The following is a 23,672-nucleotide window of genomic DNA, read 5'->3' as shown; positions in this document are numbered from 1 at the left end:
AAAAGCTCCGCTATGGCTAAATATGAATACTTACTTTCCTGCCAACTCTTGCAAAAAGTTGTGTTGTGCTTCTCGAAGTTCCACTTCCGAGTTGGCGCTTTGAATGGTCTGCATGGCGTTTTGATAAGACGAGCCACTATAAATTAGGTAAGCAGCTAACATTGTTCCCGTCCTTCGTCTCCCACTCGTGCAATGAACTGCAACAGCTTTGTCAAGAGCATTTTGGCTGTCAATAAAGTTTTGTAATTCCTGAAGCTGTTCCCCATTGGGTGGAGTGCCTCCTTTGATTGGCAACCAGAGATAAGGAATGTCAGCTTGTTGATACAAATCTAAATTAGAGGGGTCATCCATAACAGAGACAATTGCATATATACCTGCCGTCTCTAACTCTTTCAACTCCTCTGATATGGGCTTACGAACACCTGCTAGTTTCCCTGGAATCACCCACCACAGGTTTTCTGAAATCGGTTGAATTTGTTCGTGTTCCATTTGTTTGAGCATTAGTCCAAAATTTATCAGATTCTCGATTCAGGTGTTGTGAAATAACGTTTTTCAAACCAGAAGGCAACATTAACCAGACCAATCAGTACAGGCACTTCCACCAGAGGCCCGACAACGGCAGCAAAAGCAACACCCGAATTAATGCCAAACACGGCAATTGCCACTGCGATCGCCAGTTCAAAATTATTTCCTGCTGATGTAAACGCTACACTTGCGGCTCTAGAATAGTCTGTCTTAACGCGCCAAGCCATGTAAAAGCTGACCAGAAACATGATGATGAAGTAAACGATTAGTGGAATTGCAATCTTCACCACATCCAAGGGTATCTGAACAATCAAATTCCCTTTCAAGCTGAACATAATCATAATTGTAAATAATAGAGCAATCAGCGTAATCGGGCTAATTTTAGGCACAAATTCCTCATGATACCACTGCTTGCTTTTCACCTTTACTAAGAAGAAACGAGTGAAAAATCCTGCTAAAAAGGGAATACCGAGATAGATAAACACACTTTTGGCAATCTCGGCGATGCTGACATTCACAATACTGCCTTGTAACCCAAATAGTGGCGGCAGTACTGTGATGAAAAACCAGGCATAAGGACTATAAAAGATAACTTGAAAGATGCTGTTGAAGGCAACCAATCCAGCCGTGTACTCTGTATTGCCTCGCGCTAAGTCACTCCACACAACTACCATTGCAATACAACGGGCTAATCCAATCAGAATCAATCCCGTCATGTATTCTGGATAACCGTGTAAGAAGATAGTCGCCAGAGCAAACATCAAAATTGGCCCAATAATCCAATTTTGAAGTAGTGACACACCCAAAATTTTTCCGTTGCGAAATACATCCCCTAACTCTTCGTATCGCACCTTGGCTAAAGGTGGGTACATCATCAGAATTAACCCGATGGCAATTGGTATATTGGTTGTTCCTACTTGGAACTGGTTGATAAACGCTTCTACTCCAGGAAAGAAATAGCCCAGACCAACACCGATAGCCATTGCTAAAAAAATCCACAAGGTCAGGAAGCGATCAATAAAAGAGAGGCGTTTTGAAGTCTTTTTGTTCATTACAGAGTTCATACAGCTGACATTATTCAAAGTCTCTTTAGCGATCGCCTACGTTATTCAGATACACTGTGTTAGAACCATCAATCTTAATCGTCGTCACCTTTGTCGCATCAGTGACCTGTGTAACCTTTGGCGATTGATGAGTTTCTATTGATGAATTGGGTGTGGCTGTGCAACTGTTCGCAAAAGCCAACACTCCAAATAAGAGAGCTAATTTTTTTGCTATTGCGTTCATTGACTTCACCGTTATGGGTAATTTTTAAAGCATATTTATGTCATTTCAAAAAAACTTGATGTGTCAATACCAAGCATAGCACCATATATAAAAATCCATCAAAAAAAGTTGATGCGTTAAGGAATACAGTCGCGGTATTAACCATTCCCATCGTTGAGAGCTAAACAAATTAATTCAGCGCAAACGGAATCAGTCCTAGTTGACACTTCTAGGGCATGAAGCTGTGAGATTCTGGTTTCAATGAATTAACTCATCTAAACTCTTTCTTAATCGCAGCAGGGACGCGCGGATAAAATTATCTGATTATGGCGAAAATCTGCCAAATATTCCTCTAGAATATTGAATTGGGGTAAATTCAAACTGTAATAAATCCAGCGTCCTTCCTGACGGGAGTTAACTAAAGCAGCTTCCTTGAGGGTTTTCAGGTGAAAAGATAGTTTTGACTGACTTACCCCCAAGGCTTCGCACAAATCACACACACATAATTCTCGCTTTCGTAGCAATTCCAACACACTAATCCTCAGTGGATCAGAAAGGGCATGAAAGCTAGCAGCAATTAAATGAGGAATGGTAGCTGAGGAGGAAGTTGGCATCAATGATATTGATATTATAAGGATATGCTATCTCTATTGTGAACTATAAACTATAGCTTAGGTGCGTAGACGCGCAGCGGCTTGTCGTCAGACATCGCCCTTGAACAAGACTATTTTTTACTAAGATGCATATTATATCAATCTCTAATTTACCCATTCATCAAATACAGTATCTGAATTTAAACATTAGGTTTTAGGCTAGATAAGGATTTCAGGTCTAAGTTTATATAATTAATTTTGTCTTACTACTTAATTAATATTTTTCTTAGTGCTTAATTAGCCTTATTACCTTAATCTAATTTTTCTGGATAGAATTAGTAATAAAAAGATAATAAAATTAACTCAATAATATGAACCAGACTAAATGCGAGAGGGAATTTTAATATGTGTCATCATTTGAAATATATTGTCATTATCAAAATCAACAATTATCTTGTTAACATCTTTTATACAATTTAGGTCTACATAATTCCCCTGTTGATCAAGGCGATATTTTTGATATTTTTCAGGGTAACAGAAAGCAATGATAATTTCTATAAATTGCTTGGGTGTTGGAATACCACAAACTGGAAACCTTGAATTGGGAAACCCACTAATATGTAAGTGACACTTACTATGCAATATTCCTGTTGATTCAATAACTTCCTTTTTATTTTTTTCCAAACTTACAGTTTCTATTAGAGGTTGATAATCAATTCTAAACCAATAAACAGTATTTTTCCCGTATAAAGAAGGCAAATTTTCACTAGGATCAAATTCTTCTAGTTCATCTAGTTCGGATTGCCCATTTTCAGTATCATCATTAATTTCATCTATTTCGGATTTTTCATTATCATCTAAGATATTGAAAATCTTATAATAAGCAAGTTTTGCACCTGTTAAATTTTCACCTCTTTTATCAAATTGATAATAAATTTGAACAATTGCACCATCATCTACAAATTGAAAAGAGTATTGTTGAGATTCTATTAATTTAATTACATCTTCTAATTTTACGTTATCTTCAAAAAATAGTGATTCATATTTATTCCAAGTAATAGTATTTTGATTTCGGATATAACATGGATTTACTAACAAATTCTTCCAGTCTATAAATGCTGAATTGAGCATACTTAGAGCTTCATTAATCTTCATCTCCTACCCTTTCGCTTATTTCTCTAATACGAGTAACTTTTTCTTCTAGTTTCTTCAGGATTTCTGGATTTAAGGAAGCTAAAGCGTCATCATCTATTTTTAAAATTTGTTGAGTAGCAATCTCAACAGTTTTTACTTGCTTACGCCTTCTAGATGTCTCTGCGGCATCAAGACGGCGAACCCTCTCCATATCAGGAAATTTAAATCTAAAATATGGTATATTTTTTATTATTTTCTCTAATTCCTTTTCCACAGCAAGCATCTGCTTTCCAGTACCAGAAATCCTTATCCATCCTTTCGATCTAGATATAGATGTAAATGCCCTATTTCTACTTTCAATTTCTTCAGCATACTGATAAAGATAATCAAAATTGATTATATATATTATTGGAGCTTCGTTACCTTTAGCTTTCCATACTGTTGATAAAGTAACCGCTCCTGATTCTGCAAAAAAATCAGCAGTGCCTCTAATCAATCCTGGTATAAGTGAAGGTATATTAAGCTTATGTAGATGCCTTTGAATAACTTGGAAATAACTAATAGCATTGCGCTGATCTAAGCTAACTACAACAATTTTTTCTGGAGGAACTTTCTTTACTTTAATGTCTTGGTAAATAGATTGGGATACCCAAGCTAATTCTTCTTCTACATTTTGCAAAACTTGAATGCCTATAACTTTTTCATCCAATTTTGTTTCATATTCCTCAGAAATTTTATTTGGGCTATTTTCTTCAGGTCTAAGAATAACTGTATCTTCACCTTCTGCTAAATTTCCTTGTACAACATCATAACCAATTGCTGACCAAGACACTTTGTCTGATAACATTTGCACACAACCACGAGGCGCATAGATTCCCAATCCTACTCCATGAGCCAACATAAGAACACTTTGAGGACAGCGATAAGATTGACGTAATACAATATCTTTTTCCATTCCTCCAGGGTAATCTTCACCATCAATATTTATATTAGGACTACCGTTAATATCTAAACCAAATAACTCAGTAGCCCCTGGGATTTCTAAAGATGAAAGACTTTGTAATTCATCATAAGCCCAATAAATACATCTTAATCCTGTTTGTTCATTAGGAATACAAAGTTGAAACAGTATCTGAAAAAATTCAGGAGGGAAATCTTGTGCTTCGTCAACTACAATATAGTCATAAAAAGGCTCTATTCCTATATTTAAAATTTGCTTACAACAAGTACGGAAAGGAGTTTTTGGATCTATCTTTTGTGCTTGCCTCAATGACATTGTTGGTAATTCATATCGTTTACAAATGTCAGAATAAACTCCAGAACGTCTCTCAGTATCTGAGCTTCCCCAACCATGTCGAATATGAAGTCTTCCTTCCCAATCAGGATCTTCAGTATTATCATCTCTATAATATTTTGATATTAAAGATTTTGCTTGGTTATAAAGACTCTGAGTATTAAATGTAAAAAGAATACGTTTTTCTGAAAGTTCTGGTGTGTTATGTATAATAGCTGCTTTTTTTGCTAGTACAACTGTTTTGCCAGTCCCCGCTAACCCTCTTATACGCTGAGGCCCTGGTGCTATTTGAACAGCAGCTTTATGTTGTTCTGGGTCAAGTAACGTTATTTGTTTTTCCAATTCGATAATTGCTTGACCTAAAGATTGAATTTGTTCTGATTTATCAATTGTACCTTTGTCTAAAGCAACACCTTGAAAAACAGATTTAGCTAATTGCCATTCATTATAATTTAATTTTTTATCTATGGGTATAGGAACCAAAACATTATCAACTGATAAATTAGACCAAATTATTTTTGTGTTATCTAACAATAACTCCTCTAGATTAAATCGCTGGCGAAAATCAATCTCTGATATAAAAGGTAATGCGACAACTTTAATAACTTCTAAGCGACGACGTAAGTTTCTTTTTCTACCAAACTTAGTGTTTAATCCTTCACTATAATCATCTAATTCAAGTAATGGAGAGTCATTTTTTATATCATTTACAATCCATTCTTCATCATCAATTTCTTGAATTTCATCAAGATTATAAGGCAAGCATTTGATAATAATTGGTTGATATCCACAAGCAAGTAATGTTAAATCTGGAACTGAATTGGTTGAGGATGTAATAGAAGGGTATCTATAGTAGCAAATTCCATCAGTATCTCCTAATATTTGAGATAACCTATCCCAAATATTTTTGGATGCTTGATCGTTAATATATGTAGTGGCTAAAGATACTAAAAATTGCATCACCTTTATCCTCAGTTGAAGAATTTACCTCATATTTAGAGGCGTTCTTAATTATAAACATAAAACACAAAGATGAGTTTTTAAGAGTTAACTTTGTTGGTATATGTCAATCATTGTTAACTCTTTCTACTTTTTTACATGATAATCAAACATCATCAGCAAAAATTTGAGCCATGTAATGTTGGGTTTCCTTCCTCTACTCAACTAACGAGATCGGCGATCGCTCCTGAAGGAGAAACTACGCTTTCAGGTTGATAGCGGATACCAGCTTGCTTGAAGCGGTGTAAGGCTTCACCCAAGCGATCGCAATCTGCAATTAAACTGATTCTGACATAACCCTCACCTGCAACCCCAAAAGCGTTACCTGGGGTTAGAACAACACCAGTTTGCTGCAACACGTTTAAGGCAAAATCAGTGGAACCCATGCCCACAGGACACTTCACCCAAAGATACATTGTCGCCTTGGTTTTAGGGATATCCCAACCCAACTCTTCTAACCCATCAATGAGGAAATCGCGGCGGGTACGATAACGTTGTTGTACCTCGTGCAAATACACATCTGGCAACTGTAAAGCGGTTTCAGCTGCTGTTTGCAAAGCAGCAAAAATGCCGTAATCCAAATTAGTTTTCAGCGTCCGCAAACCTTGAATTACATGACGATTCCCCACGACAAACCCAACGCGCCAACCAGCCATATTGTAGGTTTTAGATAAGGTGTGAAATTCTACACCAATATCTTTTGCGCCGGGAATTTCTAGCAAGCTAGTGGGTTGATAACCATCAAAAGCTAACTCGGCATAACATAAATCATGCACCAGCAAAATTTCATATTTACGGGCGAAGGCGACGATTTCTTCAAAGAATTCGCGAGGGGCTGTGGCAGCAGTTGGATTGCTGGGATAGTTGAAATAGAGAATTTTGGCAAGTTTTGCAACCTCGTCAGGAATCGCAGCTAAATCAATTAACCAGTCATTCTCTGGTTTAAGAATCAAACTGTGGATTTTGCCGCCGGCGATCGCTGGGCCGCGAAAATGGGCGGGATAAGCGGGGGAAGGAACCAAAACTAAATCGCCAGGGTTAACATAGGCCATCGCTAAATGGGTTAATCCTTCTTTAGAACCCAGCAATGGCAAGGCTTCGCTATCAGGATCGAGAATCACATCATAACGGCGACGATACCAGTTGGTGATGGCGCGGCGGAAACTAGCAGTCCCTTCAAAGGGTGGATAACCGTGATTGGCGGGATCTTTTAAAGCAGCGATCGCAGCTTCTACAACTGGTGCTGGCGTTGCACCATCGGGGTTTCCCATACCCAAATCAATTAAATCTAAACCTTGTTCCCGTGCTTTAGCTTTTAGTTCATCTAAACGGGCAAATACATAAGGTGGTAGTTTTTGTATGCGTTCTGCTGGGACAATCCAATTTAAACTCATAAAACCTCGTCACTGATTCCCTTGGGCGAAACTCGATTTGTAGTGTCTCTACTATCTATAGGTGCAGTGGTGGAAACCATTGCTGCCATCAGCTGTTCTGGCGCGACTTTAAAGGGTAGTCGATGGATATCAGAATTAGGAACTAAAGCAATATCGGCAGCTGTTTGCAACTCGCCTAATGTAATATTGCCCAATCCCAAATCACTTAATTTTTGGGGTAGTCCAATTTCTGTGTAGAACTTTAACAACTGTTGCCGTGCTGATGCTGCTAGTTGATTGCCTTGTAGCATTTCTTCTAAACGCAGTTGCACCAAAATCCCAAAAGCAACTTTTTCGCCATGAATACTGCCATGTCCTGAAATATGAGTTAAACCATTATGCACGGCATGGGCTGCAACTGTGCGACATTGCGCCCCTCCAAGTCCCCCAACTACCCCAGCTAACAAAACAGTTGCGTCTACGACTTCTTGCCAAACTTCACTACCTGGTTCTTTCAAGGCAGGGGCTGACTTTTGCAAAAGGATATCTCGCAAAACTCGCGCTTGTTGCACCGCAGCAATAATTAAAGTGTCTTGCAAATGCCCACTGCTAACTGAGGCTTCGTACCATTTAGCGATCGCATCACCAATTCCAGCTACTAAAGTCCGTTGTGGCGCAGTTTTAATCAAGTCGTAATCGAGTATTAGTAAATCGGGACAACGAGATAGTCCCACATCGTAGAGAAATGCTCCATCTTCCGAATATACATTCGATAAAGCACTCCAAGCTGCACAGGTAGCCCCTGATGTCGGAATTGTCACCACTGGTAACTGCAACTGCTGTGCGAGTAATTTCGCTGTATCTAAGGCTTTTCCGCCACCAACACCGACAATTACATCAGCTTTATGTTCTTTTGCCTTTTTCTGTAAAGATTTTAGGCTAGCTTCGCAGCAATCTGCACCATAAGAAGCTAGGGCAGAATGTAACTGTTGCGTTTCTAAAATTGGTTGCAAATTTTTTCGGCTGATGGCGAGAGTAGACTCACCCCCCACAATTAAGGGACGACTTCCCAAACAGGCGATCTCGGCGGCGGCGGCTGCTAACACCCCAGAACCACGGATTACTTTTGCTGGGGCAACTATGAGCGGAAATAATGCACTAGAGGTTTGAGTAGACAAAGAAGTTTGAGTAGAAAGTTGATTAGACATATAATCTAGTTTGCCAAAACCCTGATATTTCTTAATCTAATAGACTTGCAACGAGTTATAGTTGTTGCCTTATGGCTACAAACTTGCATCTGACTAAACTAGGTTTTAACCGATCTAATCGCCAACTGCTTAAGTAATTTAACGACGTTGCTTGAATTTGTGATGTCCATTAGCCTGAAATTCCGAACTATCAAAGTTTTGAATAACCGTATGATTAATTAACATTACCATTGCTACATCAACTCTGGACATCCTTCCTTTATTTGACGTTTCATCAGGTGGAGTCGGCATATCAGTTCCCTCTGCGTCCAGACACGGTTTAGCCATCCGTATTTTAAATACCTAAAGTAGCAGTTTTTCTAGGTTTTTTACTGTGTTCCTGTCCTTATCTAGACTGATTCTACAACTTTTGACAGTCAAACATTCTCATTGCTCGCGGCATATCCAGCGTTAGCAGGTCTCAAACCCCGTTAGCAGAGCAGGGCTGTTTCATTCGATCTCTTAGGAATTTTGTCAAGAGTATGAGTCAGAAATTTGCTCTGACCTGCAACAATATTGGTTTAGCTGGTGCTAGCAGACTCCGTGCTGAATGCAAGACAGCTGACGGAGATACTCTAGGAACATACATTAATCTTGATGAACACGTTGCTAATATCGACGGAACTCTCAAATTTGAATAATTTTTAACCACACAGTAGGGGTAATTCATGAATTGCCCCTACCTAAAAATCTCCTTCAATTTTTTAATAATACAAAAAATCTAGGGGTGGTTACGAAACCACCCCTAGATTTCCCTAATATTTAGAATTTACTTGCAGCCCCCTTAATGGGAAGTTAATTTACTCAGAAATGTTAATCGAACTTTCAATTTGAGAATTAGCCAATGTTGGTGTTGTAAAAATCTGCGAGTACAGACTTGACGGTTGCTGATGAGCAACAACTGGTAGAACTTGACGAGCATGGGCAGCTAATTCCACTGCCTTCACATCATAAGTCTGCGTTGCTAATTTGGGATAGAAACCAATTCCGATGATTGGCAGCAACAAACAAGCGGTAATAAATATTTCGCGGGGTTTAACATCAGATATTACAGCATCCAAGTGCAACTCTTGACTTTGGTCGCCGTAGAATACTTGACGCAGCATCGATAGTAAATAAATCGGTGTCAAAATCACGCCCACTGCTGACAGCAGTACGACTACAATTTTGAAGCTGGAACTGTAAACATCACTGGTGGCAATACCGAGAAATACCATCAACTCACCCACAAAACCACTCATTCCGGGTAAGGCGAGAGAAGCCATTGAACCAATGGTAAACAGAGCAAAGGTTTTGGGCATTACCTTGGCCATACCGCCCATTTTATCCATCATCAAGGTGTGGGTGCGATCGTAAGTCACGCCAGACAGGAAGAACAAGCTAGCAGCAATCAACCCGTGGGAAACCATCTGTAACACTGCACCGCTGATACCTAGTTCTGTGTAAGAGGCAATCCCAATCAGCACAAACCCCATGTGGGCGATTGAAGAGTAAGCCAAGCGCCGTTTGAGATTGGTTTGAGCGAAGGCACAGCAAGCACCGTAGACAATGTTAACCACACCCAAAATTGCCAGCACTGGGGCAAAAGTAACATGGGCATTGGGCAACATTTCCACATTGAAGCGGATGAGTGCATAACCACCCATTTTTAATAACACACCAGCCAAAATCATCGAACCGGGCGCAGATGCTTCACCGTGGGCATCAGGTAGCCAAGTGTGTAAGGGGAAAATGGGTAACTTCACACCGAAGGCAATTAAGAAACCTGCATAAACCAACAATTCCAAGGTTTTGGGGTATTCTTTCATTCCCAGAGTCGCCATGTCGAAGGTGACGGTATCTCCAGAGAATGCCATTGCAAAACCGGCAATCAAGATAAATATTGATGCGGCGGCAGTGTAAAGAATGAATTTAGTTGCTGCATAACGGCGATTTTGTCCTCCCCAGATGGAAATCAGCAGGTAAACCGGCACTAACTCGATTTCCCACATTAAGAAGAACAATAACAAATCCTGGGCGACGAATACGCCAAGTTGGGCGCTGTACATCGCTAGCATCAAACCATAAAATAATCGCGGCTTGGTGGTAACTTTCCAAGCCGCGAATATTGCGAGAGTATTTATTAAGCCTGTTAGAAGCAGTAAGGGCATCGATAAACCGTCAACCCCCACAGCCCAATGCAAACCTAATTGCGGTATCCAAGGATAGTTTTCTACAAATTGGAGTCTTGAACTCTGAAAGTCGTACTTATACCAAAAGGCACAAATCATCAGTGCAAAGTCGGCGATCGCAACTCCCAGACCATACCACCGAACAGTTCTACCTTCTTTGTCTGGGATCAGGGGGATGGCTAAGGCAGCCACCAAGGGTAAGAGGATTATGGCTGTTAACCAGGGAAATTCAATAGCATTCATCACTTCTGACAATCAATCTGCCTTTTCGCTTATAGTTACATTATATTAAGTAATTTTTACTTTTGTAAACATTGTTTATCTTTAAAAGATTAAATTTTTAATATTGATAGGAACATATACTCATAAAATGTTATATCTTCAGAGTAAATAAGAATAAATACTTATCGATTTTTACCGTTTCAATTCTAAATGTAAACTTTTGCTACGTCAATAAAAAACGCTAGCTAAAGCCACCATTACAATTTCGTTACATTCTATAGAACATTTTTGAGGTAGAAACAATCCTCAAACCTATGCAGGGTAAGGAAAATACACCAAGTGTTCAAAAATGGCTGAAATTCAGCTATGGCAATATACCAAGCAAAACGATATCAAAGTCTATCTGTATTAGGACGGGAGCATCCCTCTTTAGCGAAAACATCAAATAGCGAGTGTTCCGTTAAGGTAAGCACAACGAACAGAAAGTATTGAATTAACGTTGTCAACTTTCCACTGCGCTCCAGAAATTTTTATCTGGTATATCTGCCAAAAAGGGATGCTTCCGGGTTTTAGCTGCTTTTGATTTGCTATAATAGACGACAAAACCCTTGCAAAACAAGGGTTAGTGACAAATAATTTGTTAAAAAGGCGGCACCCGGATTTGAACCGGGGGTGGAGGTTTTGCAGACCTCTGCCTTACCACTTGGCTATGCCGCCACATGACATTATCAAGCCTTTCTGCTTACCGCTTGATAGCTTAGACAGCTGAAGATTAGCCAATAGCGTCAGTTTTACAATAGTACCACAAGATTGCGAGGTACAGATAAGTTGGCATTGATAATTAATAGCTTTGTAAAGCATCCTCTATTTCCACCCCCGAAAATGCGATCGCTAGGGCATTGAACTTTCTCGCCTCATCTCCCACTGGGAAAAATGCCCGATACCAATTATTGCACAGCTGACTGAGAAACCTTGTGCCCCCACTCCTCTAGCAACTGCCCCGCTTTAAAAGTGCAAAATCTTGCGTCATAGGTTCAAGTCTCTTGATATGGACGATTTTAGCAACTGTCTTGTCATATCAAATGATTCTTGAAAAAGTCAATGTTAGTAAAGTATTTCTAGTTTAGAAATGCTGGCATTAAACAATCCGGTTGACAATTGTCCACACTTCCCCATCAGAGCGGACATAAGGAACGGAGATTGTCTTGAACCCAGTAATGAACGGTTTGTAATAAATCCGCCAATACATTGGACTCAGTTCATTAGCACAATGTTTAAGGAGACGGACTTCTGTTGCCAATTCACCTGCTAGTTGATTAATGCGTTGAGCATGAACCTGTGCCAGTTCTTTTGCTTCTTCTAGCTGTTGCTGTTGGATAAGTTCTTTTGATGCAACTTGCGATCGCACTAACTTACCTTGTTTTTGCTTGATCTGGGTTTCTAGGGCGGCGATCGCAGCATCGATGCCCTGGAGTTCAATTGATAATTGGGCATTTTCCCTGGCTTGACGGCGATATGCTTCCACCATTGCCTGGGGTGAATCACCCTCGCTAGAGATTACATTATTAATAGTGAGTGTAGCGCGTTCTTCTAAAAGAATCTGAATTTGAGAGTTAAGTGCCGCTATTTCAGCCTGAGTTTGCTCCATAAATCGAGTTTTAAGTGCTGAGTAAAATATTAAAAGCTTTTTGCGCCTTGGGTATCAAGAGAGAGCGATCGCACCTCGGCTGTAATTCCTTCTTCTTGCCAGGCAGCTAACATCGCCGTTTCCACAGCCTCTGAGTGTAATTTATCCGCTAAAGCTAACAGTGTCGGCCCCGCACCACTAATCACCATACCATAAGCACCAGCACTAACAGCTGCAATGTTGAGAGCATCATAACCAGGAATCAAAGCTTTACGATAGGGCTGATGCAATCTATCTTGCAAAGCTGTCTTTAACCATTGTCCGTTACCAGTTTCCAAGCCGCGCAACAATAACCCCAAATGTGCTGTATTGAAAATCGCATCGGCGCGACTTACTTCAGTTGGGAGAACGCCCCGCGCTTTTGAAGTGGAAAGTTCAAAATCAGGAATAGCCACAACTGGTACAACATCTTTATGCCAGGGAACATCACAAATTTCCCAACCTGCGCCACTGGTAGCAGCGAGACGACATCCTCCCAACAAAGCTGGAACTACATTATCAGGATGTCCTTCTATTGCGATCGCTAATTCCATTACCTGCGACTGACTCATCGGCGTACCCTCAAGTTGATTAGCCGCAACTAATCCACCAACAATTGCTGTGGCCGAACTACCCAAACCCCGCGCCAACGGGACACCTAACTTAATCTCTATTTTCACAGTCGGCGGTGTCTGCTCTATATGTTGATAGAATTTGACAAACGCTTGGTAGAGGAGATTGTTCTCATCAGTTTGGACACGTTCAGCTTCAGTACCAGTGACATGAATAGTTAGTCCACCCTCTTCTATGCGAGTGAACTTGAACTCGTTGTACAGCTTTAAAGCTGCACCAATGCAATCAAAACCAGGCCCCAAATTAGCAGTTGTGGCGGGAACGGTAACAGTGATGGTAGAAACAACAGACATGGGAAAAACTCAGTAATCATCAACTAGCATCCCATGTAAAGGGTTAATTTGTTTATTAGTGATGCTAATCATCTGTTGTAGTAGTTTGCATACCCATCTGAGTGTTTACATTTTATTAATCTATTTTTTTACCTAATGATTTAAAAATAATGTTATTATCGGTTTATATATTATTAACTATTTATATTAACTAATTTTAATAAATGGAATATTTAAAGCGCTTTCTTGAGTATGCTCCTGAGGCGTATGATGCTATTCGTGATGCTGACGATGTAGCAGTGATTGCACGTAATACTGGATGGGCAGAGTTTCGCATTCGACGGATCAAAAAACATTTATTTTATGATGAACACCAGTTGGATTACGATCTTGGATTTAATCGCTTTAGTCCTGATCCAGATATAGCAGATGCCTGGATCAGGTTACAGCGAGGTAATTTTAACCCTGAAGATTTGAGACTACTGGAACATGAATACTTTGAATCGAGATTTGAAGGCATTTTCCATACTAACTACCGTACATCTCATGACGCTACCGAACGCTCTGGCCGTTTGTGGAGTCCCTAAGTAACATGAGCATAACTCAAATGAGTTAAAACTAAAGTATCTAACTTTTAAAGACCACATTAATCTGTTATGGCTTTTTACGTATTGATTCTAAAAGAAAAGGAGGATGAGACCGGCGTTACTTACCGCTTTGGCCCACATGAAGATCGTCTCGGCTCTTTATGGATAGATAAATTGAGTGGAGAAATTAAGGAACTTCAAGAAACTCCAGAGCAGAACTCGCAGGCATTTTTTCAAAGAGCAGCAGTAAAGGTTTGGCAAAATTGGAAAAAAGGAGCTTTTCCAGAAAAAACATCTTGGGCATCCTGAGAATGATTTGGGATTGATAGCCTATCACTGTGGATAGACTATCAATACTCTGTTATTCCTCAGAAAGATACCTAGAGTTCGCTATTTTTAACAAGTCTATTGGTCAAAAAGATTACTTCAAAGTTCCCAAAACGGGCGCTACCTCAACCTCGGAAATTTGCGGAACCAAGAGTCCCTTAGCATAAATCTGGGGATTGCTTTGCGAGACTATGGCATAAGACTGGCGAAGATTAGCATTGACTGCAACGGTCTTCACATCGTACATCTGCATTGCCATCTTGGGATAGAAACCAATACCAATAATCATCAACAGAAAACAGGCAGCGATAAATACCTCACGGGGTCTAGCATCTTCGTAGATTGCATCTTCTGGTACGAGACAGTCTGTACCAAAACAAACTGTTCCGTCATCTTCTTGATTTTCCAAACCTGCATTATTAATGTCGCATAGCAGTGCTGCATCCTTACCATAGAATACCTCTCGCAGCATGGAAAGTAGATAAATCGGTGTGAGGATGACTCCAACGGCGGCGAGAAAAACTGTGACGGTGCAGAAAGTCGAACTGTAAACGTCACTGCTTGTCATCCCAACGAATACCGATAGTTCGCCAGCAAAGCCACTCATACCGGGAAGTGCTAGGGATGCCATCGCCCCAATTGTAAATAGGGCAAAGACTTTGGGCATAGCTTGACCAACACCGCCCATATCTTTCATTACCATTGTGTGGGTGCGATCGTAAGTAACGCCAGCCAAGAAGAACAGCACCGATGCAATCAAACCATGCGAAATCATCTGCAACATCGCGCCGTTGATTCCCAAATCAGTAAATGAGGCAATCCCAAGCAGTACAAACCCCATGTGAGAAATCGACGAATAAGCCAAACGCCGCTTCATATTTGTCTGAGCAAAAGAGTTTAATGCACCATAGATAATGTTGACAACACCCAGAATGGCTAGAACAGGTGCAAAGTAAATGTGTGCATCGGGGAGTAGTTCAAGATTCAGCCTAATTAGTCCATATCCACCCATCTTCAGCAACACACCAGCTAATATCATGGACACAGGAGAGGATGCTTCGCCGTGGGCATCAGGCAACCAGGTATGCATGGGGAAAACAGCAAGTTTGACACCAAATGCAATCAACAATCCTGCATAAAGTAGCAGTTGTAGACCAAGGGGATATTCCTTCTTGGCGAGGGCGATTATGTCAAATGTCATATCACCACCGCCATATAACCCCATCGCCAGGGCTGCCACCAAAATAAATATAGAAGCTGCTGCGGTGTACAACAAAAATTTTGTAGCCGCATAACGCCGTCTTTGCCCACCCCAAATGCAGACTAGTAAGTAGACGGGAATCAGTTCTACTTCCCACATAATGAAAAATAGCAGCAAGTCTTGGGCAACAAATACCCCTACCTGTGCTGAATACAGCACCAGCATTAAAAAATAGAAGAGGCGGGGGCGGCGATCGACTTGCCAAGCTGAAAAAATCGAGAGTGTGGTGACAAATCCTGCTAGCAGCACAAGTGGCGCTGAAAGTCCATCAACTGATACCGCCCAGTTTAAACCTAACTGAGGCATCCAGGCATAATTTTCAACCATTTGAAAACTAGCACTGCTAGCATCGTAATGGTTCCAAAAGGCGTAACACATCAGGGCAAAGTCTGCAATACCTACACCCAGTGCATACCACCGCACGCGTTTGCCATCTTTATCAGGTAGCACAGGGATGAGCAAGGAGGCAACGAGTGGCAGCAAGACAATCGCGGTAAGCCAGGGAAATTGATCCGCTATCATGTATATGAGGAAAAATACTTATTTGTTCGTCAATTATGTCATTTTACTAAACTGTGTAACAATTTCTTAATGAATCTTTGCACAGGTGATACTTTTGACCGAAAAAAACTAACAGTAAGTATATTTACGGTACTAATCCAGCCCGCAAAGCACGGACAGCAGCCTGTGTCCGGTCAGCAACACAGAGTTTATTGAGAATACCCCGAACATGAGTTTTGACAGTACCGACTGTTAAATAGAGCCTTTTAGCAATTTCTGCATTGTCACATCCAGCGACAATCAACTCTAAAACATCCATTTCCCGATGAGTTAAAGGATAGCTGACTATACTTTTCTCAGTATCTGGGTCAATACCTTCAATCAAGACTCTTTTTCCAGATGCTCCCCTGTTACCGTCAGGGAAATCTTGACGTATTTGTTGTAGTACAAGGTCTGCGATCGCCGGATCGATCCATGAGCTACCTGCATAAGTTGTTTGCACAGCCTCCACTAGTTTCTCCGTTTCGATATCCTTCATACAATAAGAATCTGCACCTGCTGCAAATGCTGCTAAAACTGCCTGTTCGCTATTCTGCATCGTTAAGATTAGCAATTTTGTTGTGTAGTCTTCGTTCTCTGCTTGATACTGTCTAAACGTGCGTGTTAGCTCAATCCCATCCATGTCAGGCAAACCGATGTCAATAGTAGCAACATCTGGCTTGAGACTTTTCAGAAGCTTGATGCCATCGGCTGCATTGGCTGCTTCACCAACAATGTTAAACTCTGGCTGGGTTTGTAAGGCAGACCGTAAACCGATTCTCGTCAGATTGTGATCTTCAATCACGAGGATTTTGATTTCACTCATAGTTGCTTAATTTTACTGTTATCTATCTCAAGTACAGATTAAAATAATCTCATTCTTCTATTCGGTATCTTATACAAAAAGCAATGCTCTTGGTATTATTTACTGAATTTCATCTACCATTAGACATAAATAACCTTATCTTGTAAGCCTTTCTAAGGCAAGAGTGTTGGTATAACAATATAATTCAGCAAACTTGAAAGGAAAATCTGAATCCTTAATTCATCTTAGCGCTGGTGATGTAAGCTATGACTAGATTTGCTAGGGATAGCCAAGCACTTCTTTTTTTATTTAGCCATGTCTTTAAGTAAAACTGTCAAAAAAGATAAAATTCTCGTTGTCGATGATATTTTTGATAATCTACTAGTCTTAGAAGCTGTCCTAGAAGATGAGGACTATGAAATTAGCTTGGTAGAAGATAGTAAAATTGCTCTGGCTATGGTTGAAGAGTCACCGCCAGACATAATTCTCTTGGATGTGATGATGCCGGAACTCGATGGCTATGAATTTACTCGACGCATCCGACAGAACCAGGCGTTGCCATTTATCCCTATTCTGCTGCTGACGGCTCACTATGAGTCTAGCGTTGTGGAAGGACTTGATGCTGGTGCAGATGACTTTATTCGTAAACCATTCGATCCTGATGAACTACATGCACGAGTGCGATCGCTCCTGCGCCTCAAGCATAGCATCGACGAACGAGATCAGATGGCTAACCTACGGGCTGATTTTGTCTCGCGTTTTACTCACGATCTACGTATACCACTAGTAGCCTCCAACCGCGTCTTAAAACTATTGCTGGAAGGCAGATTTTGCGAAGTTTCGCCACAATTACAAGAAATAATTGATACCATGATTGGCAGTAATCAAGACCTGCTAGAAATGGTAAATACTTTGCTAGAAGTTTATCGTCATGAAGCAGGCTGTAAAACTTTAAAAATTTCTCCCTGCAATATTCAGGAATTAGTTAGTGAAGTTTTCCAAGAATTAACTCCCTTAGCTGAGGAAAAAGGATTAACTGCAAATATTGATAGAGGTGAAACTACAATCACTGTCATGGCCGATCGCGTAGAACTGCGGCGAGTTTTAACAAATATTATCGGCAATGCTATCAAATTTACAGACAAAGGTTCTGTAGATATTCACTGTCATCTCACTCCGGCAAATGTGACTATTGATATCCAAGATACAGGCCCAGGAATTTCTAAACAAGACCAAGCAATATTATTTGAGCGATTTCGCCAAGGAAAACACCAGCGTTCTGGTAGTGGTTTGGGATTATATCTATCTCGTTGCATTATCGAAGCACATCAAGGCACAATTGATGTGACATCTGAGACCGGGCAGGGTAGTAGATTCACTATCCGTCTACCTGTAGCAAGCGAAAACTAAAAGTGGGGACATTTTACCACCAGAAATAGTGTTCATAGACAAAATCTGTGAACACTATTTCAATAGGTAGGTCTTCTTGACAATGAGTGACCTATCTTTTTTTACCATAATTCGGTTAAACCTTTGCACCAGTTGGAATATAAGGCGCGTGTCGCCCCTTCAGAGATAAGACACAGATTTAAGAAAGCGAGAAGGTTCAGTAAATAATTATTTCACCTAAACCTTCTTCCTAAATTAAGTTCAGCCTATTCTAAAGTCTTTTTTACTTCATCTTTGATATTTTCAGCAGTGTGGCGGACTTGAGCTTCGGCTTGTTTAGCTTTACCTTCAGCTTTATCGTTAGGGTTGCCAGTTACTTCGCCAATCGCTTCTTGTACTTTTCCTTCAACGTTTTTAGCAAAGGCTTTTGCTTTATCTTCAATACTCATCTGCTTTTTTCCTAAGGATGTTAATGATTGATTAGTTATTGCTTGCTAATGAAGCATTGCAATGTTTATAGATTACTTTTAGACAAGTTTTAATTCTTCTATCTGACGATGTTTTTATTAAAAATATTGTTGTCCGTTATATATAGTTATTTAAAGGTTAAATTCATCTTAGAGAATTTAAATAATATCCAAAAGATAGAAAAGAATAATTCTATTTTTATATCTTAAGATAAAATAAGTTCCTACCTCAGCTAGACAAGACTACAGATACGTAGTTTTAATTAGCGGTTAAGAAGTGGCCAAGTTTTTATTTATCGTCCTAATATTGCGGTTGAGGTATTAGATAACCCTAAGACACTGAGCGGTGAACCGTTGTTACCTGGTTTTGTTTTAGATTTAAGTCAGGTTTGGTAGCTCACATTTTGCACTAGACAATTAAAAATAGTGCTAGAGATATTCCACATCCACGGACAAAATTAAATATCGGAAAACCCTCTTTCCCCCTGCCCCGAGCAAGAGCTGCGGTCTTCACGATCAGTCCTTAAACGGACATGATATTATTGGTTATTGGTACTAGTGACCAATGACTCAAAAAGCTATGGGATGAGTTAAGGCCAATAAAAAGCCCTCAAGATAAGACGAGGGCTTGGTATTTTTTTGCTAGATATGGGTATTGGCTCAATCCCTTCTAACTACGAGCAAGCGTAATCTGAGTAGTATCAAAGTCTTGTAACCGAGTCATGTTTCCACTATTCTTATCCACACTATATACAGCATTGGGTGTCTCATACCTCATAGCTCCAAACGCAAGAAGCTGACCTGTTGCAGAGCAAACTAAGCTTTGTAGGCCATTATTCCATGCTTTATCATCAACTTTCAATTGTGCTAGTCCGATCGGCTTTTTTGGATTTGAATCTAGCTGCACCAATGTTGTATCACCATTGAGTCCAAGTAAAGACGTATAGAGTTTTCCATCTGGGCACTCAGCTAGATTACTGACTCGCTCATCGTTCGGAAATTTAACCTTACTAATAGGACTTATCTCTCCTGTTTGAAGGTCAATATCTACCAATACAATGGGTGGTGTACCATTCTTTTTACCTACTAGACCGATGAGTCGCCCATCAATAGTGCCTAGCAAGCTTCCAAGCTGTTGATTCCTTTTAAGTCCTGAGACTATCAAAGTTTTTACAGGCGTACCCAAAAATGTAATGCGAGTCGATGTCGCCTGTCTTCTACTAGTCGTAACAGGAGTAATGGCTACAACAAGTGTGCCATCGGTTAAAGAAGTGAAGCCACTCAATATCTCATTAGGCTCTAATAAAGGTGTACTTTTATCTCCAAGTACCTGAGAATTTCCTGTAATTAAGGATTGCAAAACAAGTCCTAGGGGCTTAATAACCGTGGGTACAATATTTGGGGCAGTGCTATCATCTGATTCAGTGATGTTTACCTCTGGAACAACCGTTTGGTCAGTAGTGATGATAGAGCTAGAACCTATACCTACAATATTTAAATTTGGAATATTTAAGCTTGGTGTTTGGGCAAAGGCTTTATTGCCTAGATAACTAAGCCCAGATGCTACAGTTCCAGCAAGTGCCAACTGGCCAAACCGCCGACGTGAGAGCTTGTAATTCATATTTCCACTCCAAGAATTAATGACTTTTATTAAGTAGTTGTGTATTGAACCTAAACGGGTAAGGCTAAGATATTCGCGTCCAGGTCGCTACTGAGGGTGTCCCATTGTTGTCACTAATAAAAAGCATGTACCAGCCTGGTGGTGCGATGTTTCGATTGTCTGTTACCGTGACATTGAGAGAAGTAGCATTCCTAAAATTAATCGGTACATCCACTAACCTTTGTTCTGTATCGCAGGAATGGGTAGTTGCCATTGGTCTAATTAGACTAACCCATTTAATATTCGCAGCCTGGGGTGTTTGAATCGTAAATTGCAGCCCGTAGCTCAATCCTTGAGGAGCGCTCTGAATAATTGGTCGTGACTGCGACATGTAGGCAGGACTGTAGATTTCTAATCGCAGTTCATCGACTCTCCGTTGAGGGTTCCCCCCAGCTGTGGCTACCCTACCATCTGGCAGGAGCAAGGCCACAGAGTGATATACGCGGGGGATATTTTGTTTAGCTACTGCTGTCCAGGAATTTGTGACTGGATTATAGATTTCTGCTGGTAGCATTGATTGTGCTGTGTTCTCATCCATTCTGCTACCATTGCAAACAAACACTGTGCGATCGGGTAACAAAACTGCGCTGAGATGCTTCCGACCATTTTTTAGAAACCTCGATCCTACGTAAGTTGGGTTAGTAGCTTTTAGATTTACAATATTTACCCTGTTTGTTGTCGCAGTAGCACTACCTCCACCGATAATCATGACGGCTTGGTTTTGTGCCGGTGGTAAAAGCACACTGGCAGCTTGATCGCCGAAAGCTGGGTCTTGCAGCCCTGGTACTACTTTTTCTGTAATGGATTGTGTAAATGTCCCTGGCAGGGTTAATATTCTTGGTGTCACTCCAGTGCCACCCATCTGAGCACCTGAATAAAAGATGTTTCCATTACTTAGTAGAAACAGATGTGGGTATGACGGTAAGGCACTAGTTATTGGAAAAGCGTTCCAACCATTTGCAAATGTAGAAGAATAAATTTCTGGTTGTCTGTTAAGCTTGCCATCTATACCAAGCCCAGCCACTGCTAATATCCGACCACTGCCTAGTGTTAACACAGTAGGATACCAGCGGCCATTATTCATTGATGGTTTGTTGACCCATTTCTCGGTAATGGGATCAAACATTACAGCAAAAGGTGAACCATAGAATGGATCGTAGCGCAGAGTTCCACCGGCAACCATCAACATACCATCAGGGGTGAACGAGTGACCGGCGCAAAAAAGGTCAATAGGGTTATTATTACTATCCAATGGAGGCGCTTGACGGGTAAATGTTCCCTTATTTACATCCCACACCACACTGTCATAGAGATTATTTACGCGATTTGGATCGTTACCTGAGCCACAGAAAAAGAATACTTTACCAGTACGAAGTAGAGCGCCATGTATGGGTAGGATTGGGGCATTGTACGACAATACTTCCCATTTGTCTGTGGTAGTAGCCTGAGCGATGAAAGTCCCTATATCTGTTTCTTCTTGAAGGTTGGTTTTGTTATTATGTTGAGTCACTTTATTTACAATTATTCCTACGTAATTTTTCTTTATTGTTCTTTTTTAAGTAATGTCTTCCTAAACTTATATTTATACTTATTTAGGTTTATTGAATGTCAAGATGCGATGTTTTTTATAAAAAGATAAAGTAAATCCCTTGCGCTAATAGTAATTACTCTGTTAATAATCTGTGCTGTACAGCATATAAATTAATCTTTGTACTGGGTTGTTGAGGTTAGGATGCATGATGCTTTTAATACGATACATAAACACAAAGAGAAGTTTGAGGGGTCAGTTCCCTTTGCTCATAACGCTCTTTTATTACTCTCATGAGAGTATAATTAGTTACTAAGAGTTTAACTTAGCAAGGGTATTTAATTGGGTTCAAGAACGGCTACCTCCACGATCACCGTGGTAGATCAGTACTGCGATGCCTATAGAGATTTGTTTCCAGAAGTCAGGACATTTGAAAATTTTAAACATCTTCATGCTGGGATGTTATCTGATATAAAGCGTAAATCTTTACCAGAAATAGCGAAAGCAGTAGGTTTACACGATGCACAACCACTGCAAAACTTTCTTACGAATTCACCTTGGTCAGTAGAAGATTTACAAAACAGACGTTTAGAACTGACTCTCTTAATGTTAGAGGGACGTTCATTTAAGTTAGTAATTGATGAAACTGGAGATAAAAAGAAAGGGAAGCACACAGATTACGTTGCGAGACAATATATTGGCAACTTGGGAAAAGTTGATAATGGAATTGTCTCAGTTAATGCTTATGGAGTATTAGGAGACTTGACTTTTCCTTTAATATTTTTAATATATAAGCCACGAAAAAGACTTGAAGTAGGAGGAGCCTATAAAACCAAACCACAATTGGCAGTTGAAATAATTGAAGCATTGCTCAAACTTGGATTTAATTTTGATTTGGTTTTAGCGGATAGTTTGTATGGCGAAAGTCCAACATTTATTGCTGTGTTGTCCAAGCATAAAAAACATTATTTATTAGCGATAAGAAGTAATCATCGAGAGTTTAGCTTGCCAGACCAAGAGACGAAGTATAGTGTGTGGCAAGAGTTTGAGCGGAAATTTAGTGACGGAAAGTCAGAAAAAAGATATATACAACAGATAAATGAAAGCGAATCTAGACTGATAACGTATTGGCGAATCACTACTGACCCAAATAATTTACCAAAAAATCAGACATGGTATGTAAAAACCGATTTAAAAAGTGATATGGCTGTTAAATTAGGAAATCTTTATGGATTTCGTAATTGGGTGGAATATGCCTTTAAACAAGGAAAGAATGAGTTGGGATGGGCTGATTTTAGACTGACGAATTATCAGCAAATAGAAAAATGGTGGGAGCTAGTTATGAGCGCCTATTTTTTAGTAAGTTTGCAGGCTCAAGCTAGAAATAAATTGGAAAGCGAAAGCAAAAATGAAACAATCTCACCGCAAATTTCAATAGAACCAGCAGATTTTAGTAACCATATATGGTGGGATTTCAGTTTGGGATGGAAGTCCACTTTGAACAATTTAAGATTAATTATTCAACCATATATATTCTGGAATCTAATCAAACCCTGGTTAGCCGTTTTTGTTAATACTAACTTCCAGTTGGGATTCCAGAAACTGATGAAAATAATGAATCAGTTTCAAGGTTATATAACCGTGGATTCGGGGTAAACCATGAGATGGATCAAGGATAACTTTTTAAGGATTCACTATTGACTGGTGTCAAAT

22 protein-coding genes and 1 tRNA gene are annotated in these 23,672 nt (G+C 40.0%); 5 read left to right on the top strand and 18 right to left on the bottom strand.

What is annotated here, in order from left to right; genetic code table 11:
• Window positions 1-30: 30 nt before the first annotated feature.
• The 9 genes from CDG79_RS12100 to CDG79_RS42295 form a co-directional block, all read right to left on the bottom strand.
• Window positions 31-501, bottom strand: coding sequence for a phosphatase domain-containing putative toxin (locus CDG79_RS12100; protein WP_223278106.1), 471 nt, complete (start codon window positions 499-501; stop codon window positions 31-33).
• A gap of 14 nt (window positions 502-515) precedes the next feature.
• Window positions 516-1,577, bottom strand: coding sequence for an ACR3 family arsenite efflux transporter (arsB, locus tag CDG79_RS12095; protein WP_094342357.1), 1,062 nt, complete (start codon window positions 1,575-1,577; stop codon window positions 516-518).
• 37 nt (window positions 1,578-1,614) lie between these two features.
• Entirely contained in the window at window positions 1,615-1,812 is a 198-nt protein-coding gene (locus tag CDG79_RS12090; protein WP_094342356.1) for a hypothetical protein, read from the bottom strand.
• A 266-nt stretch (window positions 1,813-2,078) separates the two neighbouring features.
• The gene (locus tag CDG79_RS12085; RefSeq protein WP_094342355.1) at window positions 2,079-2,405 is read right to left on the bottom strand and encodes an ArsR/SmtB family transcription factor; all 327 of its coding nucleotides are present in this window, start codon (window positions 2,403-2,405) and stop codon (window positions 2,079-2,081) included.
• 360 nt (window positions 2,406-2,765) lie between these two features.
• Window positions 2,766-3,539 carry a DUF2290 domain-containing protein gene (locus CDG79_RS12080; protein ID WP_094342354.1) on the bottom strand — a complete coding sequence of 258 codons (774 nt, stop codon included), beginning with the start codon at window positions 3,537-3,539 and terminating at the stop codon, window positions 2,766-2,768.
• Window positions 3,529-5,772 (bottom strand): DEAD/DEAH box helicase, encoded by a 2,244-nt coding sequence (locus CDG79_RS12075; protein ID WP_094342353.1) that lies wholly within the window; start codon window positions 5,770-5,772, stop codon window positions 3,529-3,531. Before CDG79_RS12075 ends, CDG79_RS12080 begins: the two co-directional genes overlap by 11 nt.
• 200 nt (window positions 5,773-5,972) lie before the next feature.
• Window positions 5,973-7,205 carry an aspartate aminotransferase gene (locus tag CDG79_RS12070; RefSeq protein ID WP_094342352.1) on the bottom strand — a complete coding sequence of 411 codons (1,233 nt, stop codon included), beginning with the start codon at window positions 7,203-7,205 and terminating at the stop codon, window positions 5,973-5,975.
• The gene (locus CDG79_RS12065; protein WP_094342351.1) at window positions 7,202-8,392 is read right to left on the bottom strand and encodes an iron-containing alcohol dehydrogenase family protein; all 1,191 of its coding nucleotides are present in this window, start codon (window positions 8,390-8,392) and stop codon (window positions 7,202-7,204) included. The genes CDG79_RS12070 and CDG79_RS12065 overlap by 4 nt, the downstream gene beginning before the upstream one ends.
• Before the next feature lie 138 nt (window positions 8,393-8,530).
• Window positions 8,531-8,719 carry a hypothetical protein gene (locus CDG79_RS42295; RefSeq protein WP_094342350.1) on the bottom strand — a complete coding sequence of 63 codons (189 nt, stop codon included), beginning with the start codon at window positions 8,717-8,719 and terminating at the stop codon, window positions 8,531-8,533.
• A 95-nt stretch (window positions 8,720-8,814) separates the two neighbouring features.
• Between CDG79_RS42295 and CDG79_RS12055 the strand changes: the two genes are divergently transcribed.
• The gene (locus CDG79_RS12055; protein WP_317616585.1) at window positions 8,815-9,072 is read left to right on the top strand and encodes a CVNH domain-containing protein; all 258 of its coding nucleotides are present in this window, start codon (window positions 8,815-8,817) and stop codon (window positions 9,070-9,072) included.
• A 159-nt stretch (window positions 9,073-9,231) separates the two neighbouring features.
• On the opposite strand, the gene CDG79_RS12050 is transcribed toward CDG79_RS12055, so the two are convergent.
• From CDG79_RS12050 to thrB, 4 genes are all read right to left on the bottom strand, one after another.
• Entirely contained in the window at window positions 9,232-10,845 is a 1,614-nt protein-coding gene (locus tag CDG79_RS12050; protein ID WP_094342348.1) for an NAD(P)H-quinone oxidoreductase subunit 4, read from the bottom strand.
• A 625-nt stretch (window positions 10,846-11,470) separates the two neighbouring features.
• Window positions 11,471-11,541, bottom strand: a tRNA-Cys gene (locus tag CDG79_RS12045).
• 421 nt (window positions 11,542-11,962) lie between these two features.
• Complete coding sequence (locus CDG79_RS12040) at window positions 11,963-12,472, bottom strand: hypothetical protein (RefSeq protein ID WP_094342347.1); 510 nt, start codon at window positions 12,470-12,472, stop codon at window positions 11,963-11,965.
• Window positions 12,473-12,501: 29 nt separating this feature from the next.
• Window positions 12,502-13,416: a homoserine kinase gene (thrB, locus tag CDG79_RS12035; RefSeq protein ID WP_094342346.1), complete on the bottom strand. Its 915-nt coding sequence runs from the start codon at window positions 13,414-13,416 to the stop codon at window positions 12,502-12,504.
• 203 nt (window positions 13,417-13,619) lie between these two features.
• Here thrB and CDG79_RS12030 point away from each other — a divergent pair, with 203 nt between their 5' ends.
• Together CDG79_RS12030 and CDG79_RS12025 are read left to right on the top strand one after the other, a co-directional pair.
• The gene (locus CDG79_RS12030) at window positions 13,620-13,982 is read left to right on the top strand and encodes a hypothetical protein (protein ID WP_094342345.1); all 363 of its coding nucleotides are present in this window, start codon (window positions 13,620-13,622) and stop codon (window positions 13,980-13,982) included.
• 69 nt (window positions 13,983-14,051) lie between these two features.
• Window positions 14,052-14,291 (top strand): hypothetical protein, encoded by a 240-nt coding sequence (locus tag CDG79_RS12025; protein ID WP_094342344.1) that lies wholly within the window; start codon window positions 14,052-14,054, stop codon window positions 14,289-14,291.
• Window positions 14,292-14,403: 112 nt separating this feature from the next.
• Here CDG79_RS12025 and CDG79_RS12020 read toward each other — a convergent pair whose 3' ends face one another.
• Both CDG79_RS12020 and CDG79_RS12015 read right to left on the bottom strand, forming a co-directional pair.
• On the bottom strand, window positions 14,404-16,092 hold the full coding sequence (locus CDG79_RS12020; protein ID WP_094342343.1) for an NAD(P)H-quinone oxidoreductase subunit 4: 1,689 nt from the start codon (window positions 16,090-16,092) through the stop codon (window positions 14,404-14,406).
• A gap of 124 nt (window positions 16,093-16,216) precedes the next feature.
• Window positions 16,217-16,936: a response regulator gene (locus CDG79_RS12015; protein ID WP_094331395.1), complete on the bottom strand. Its 720-nt coding sequence runs from the start codon at window positions 16,934-16,936 to the stop codon at window positions 16,217-16,219.
• Between the two features lie 294 nt (window positions 16,937-17,230).
• Here CDG79_RS12015 and CDG79_RS12010 point away from each other — a divergent pair, with 294 nt between their 5' ends.
• Complete coding sequence (locus CDG79_RS12010) at window positions 17,231-18,325, top strand: hybrid sensor histidine kinase/response regulator (RefSeq protein WP_094342342.1); 1,095 nt, start codon at window positions 17,231-17,233, stop codon at window positions 18,323-18,325.
• Between the two features lie 245 nt (window positions 18,326-18,570).
• Here the strand turns inward: CDG79_RS12010 and CDG79_RS12005 are convergent, their stop codons facing one another.
• The 3 genes from CDG79_RS12005 to CDG79_RS11995 form a co-directional block, all read right to left on the bottom strand.
• Entirely contained in the window at window positions 18,571-18,753 is a 183-nt protein-coding gene (locus CDG79_RS12005; RefSeq protein ID WP_094342341.1) for a CsbD family protein, read from the bottom strand.
• Window positions 18,754-19,441: 688 nt separating this feature from the next.
• Window positions 19,442-20,392, bottom strand: coding sequence for a hypothetical protein (locus CDG79_RS12000; RefSeq protein WP_094342340.1), 951 nt, complete (start codon window positions 20,390-20,392; stop codon window positions 19,442-19,444).
• Between the two features lie 64 nt (window positions 20,393-20,456).
• Window positions 20,457-21,941 (bottom strand): galactose oxidase-like domain-containing protein, encoded by a 1,485-nt coding sequence (locus CDG79_RS11995; RefSeq protein ID WP_094342339.1) that lies wholly within the window; start codon window positions 21,939-21,941, stop codon window positions 20,457-20,459.
• 360 nt (window positions 21,942-22,301) lie between these two features.
• Here CDG79_RS11995 and CDG79_RS11990 point away from each other — a divergent pair, with 360 nt between their 5' ends.
• Window positions 22,302-23,615 carry an IS701 family transposase gene (locus CDG79_RS11990; protein WP_094342338.1) on the top strand — a complete coding sequence of 438 codons (1,314 nt, stop codon included), beginning with the start codon at window positions 22,302-22,304 and terminating at the stop codon, window positions 23,613-23,615.
• Window positions 23,616-23,672 lie beyond the last annotated feature (57 nt).

This window comes from Nostoc sp. 'Peltigera membranacea cyanobiont' 232 (assembly GCF_002245985.1).
GTDB lineage: Bacteria > Cyanobacteriota > Cyanobacteriia > Cyanobacteriales > Nostocaceae > Nostoc.
This window is presented reverse-complemented; position numbering and strand designations above follow the sequence as displayed.

What these genes read in the sequence shown, in the direction of transcription:
- CDG79_RS12100 (WP_223278106.1), bottom strand. Translation starts at nt 501, where the DNA reads ATGCTCAAACAAATGGAACACGAACAAATTCAACCGATTTCAGAAAAC.
- arsB (WP_094342357.1), bottom strand. Translation starts at nt 1,577, where the DNA reads ATGAACAAAAAGACTTCAAAACGCCTCTCTTTTATTGATCGCTTCCTG.
- CDG79_RS12090 (WP_094342356.1), bottom strand. Translation starts at nt 1,812, where the DNA reads ATGAACGCAATAGCAAAAAAATTAGCTCTCTTATTTGGAGTGTTGGCT.
- CDG79_RS12085 (WP_094342355.1), bottom strand. Translation starts at nt 2,405, where the DNA reads ATGCCAACTTCCTCCTCAGCTACCATTCCTCATTTAATTGCTGCTAGC.
- CDG79_RS12080 (WP_094342354.1), bottom strand. Translation starts at nt 3,539, where the DNA reads ATGAAGATTAATGAAGCTCTAAGTATGCTCAATTCAGCATTTATAGAC.
- CDG79_RS12075 (WP_094342353.1), bottom strand. Translation starts at nt 5,772, where the DNA reads ATGCAATTTTTAGTATCTTTAGCCACTACATATATTAACGATCAAGCA.
- CDG79_RS12070 (WP_094342352.1), bottom strand. Translation starts at nt 7,205, where the DNA reads ATGAGTTTAAATTGGATTGTCCCAGCAGAACGCATACAAAAACTACCA.
- CDG79_RS12065 (WP_094342351.1), bottom strand. Translation starts at nt 8,392, where the DNA reads ATGTCTAATCAACTTTCTACTCAAACTTCTTTGTCTACTCAAACCTCT.
- CDG79_RS42295 (WP_094342350.1), bottom strand. Translation starts at nt 8,719, where the DNA reads ATGGCTAAACCGTGTCTGGACGCAGAGGGAACTGATATGCCGACTCCA.
- CDG79_RS12050 (WP_094342348.1), bottom strand. Translation starts at nt 10,845, where the DNA reads ATGAATGCTATTGAATTTCCCTGGTTAACAGCCATAATCCTCTTACCC.
- CDG79_RS12040 (WP_094342347.1), bottom strand. Translation starts at nt 12,472, where the DNA reads ATGGAGCAAACTCAGGCTGAAATAGCGGCACTTAACTCTCAAATTCAG.
- thrB (WP_094342346.1), bottom strand. Translation starts at nt 13,416, where the DNA reads ATGTCTGTTGTTTCTACCATCACTGTTACCGTTCCCGCCACAACTGCT.
- CDG79_RS12030 (WP_094342345.1), top strand. Translation starts at nt 13,620, where the DNA reads ATGGAATATTTAAAGCGCTTTCTTGAGTATGCTCCTGAGGCGTATGAT.
- CDG79_RS12025 (WP_094342344.1), top strand. Translation starts at nt 14,052, where the DNA reads ATGGCTTTTTACGTATTGATTCTAAAAGAAAAGGAGGATGAGACCGGC.
- CDG79_RS12020 (WP_094342343.1), bottom strand. Translation starts at nt 16,092, where the DNA reads ATGATAGCGGATCAATTTCCCTGGCTTACCGCGATTGTCTTGCTGCCA.
- CDG79_RS12015 (WP_094331395.1), bottom strand. Translation starts at nt 16,936, where the DNA reads ATGAGTGAAATCAAAATCCTCGTGATTGAAGATCACAATCTGACGAGA.
- CDG79_RS12010 (WP_094342342.1), top strand. Translation starts at nt 17,231, where the DNA reads ATGTCTTTAAGTAAAACTGTCAAAAAAGATAAAATTCTCGTTGTCGAT.
- CDG79_RS12005 (WP_094342341.1), bottom strand. Translation starts at nt 18,753, where the DNA reads ATGAGTATTGAAGATAAAGCAAAAGCCTTTGCTAAAAACGTTGAAGGA.
- CDG79_RS12000 (WP_094342340.1), bottom strand. Translation starts at nt 20,392, where the DNA reads ATGAATTACAAGCTCTCACGTCGGCGGTTTGGCCAGTTGGCACTTGCT.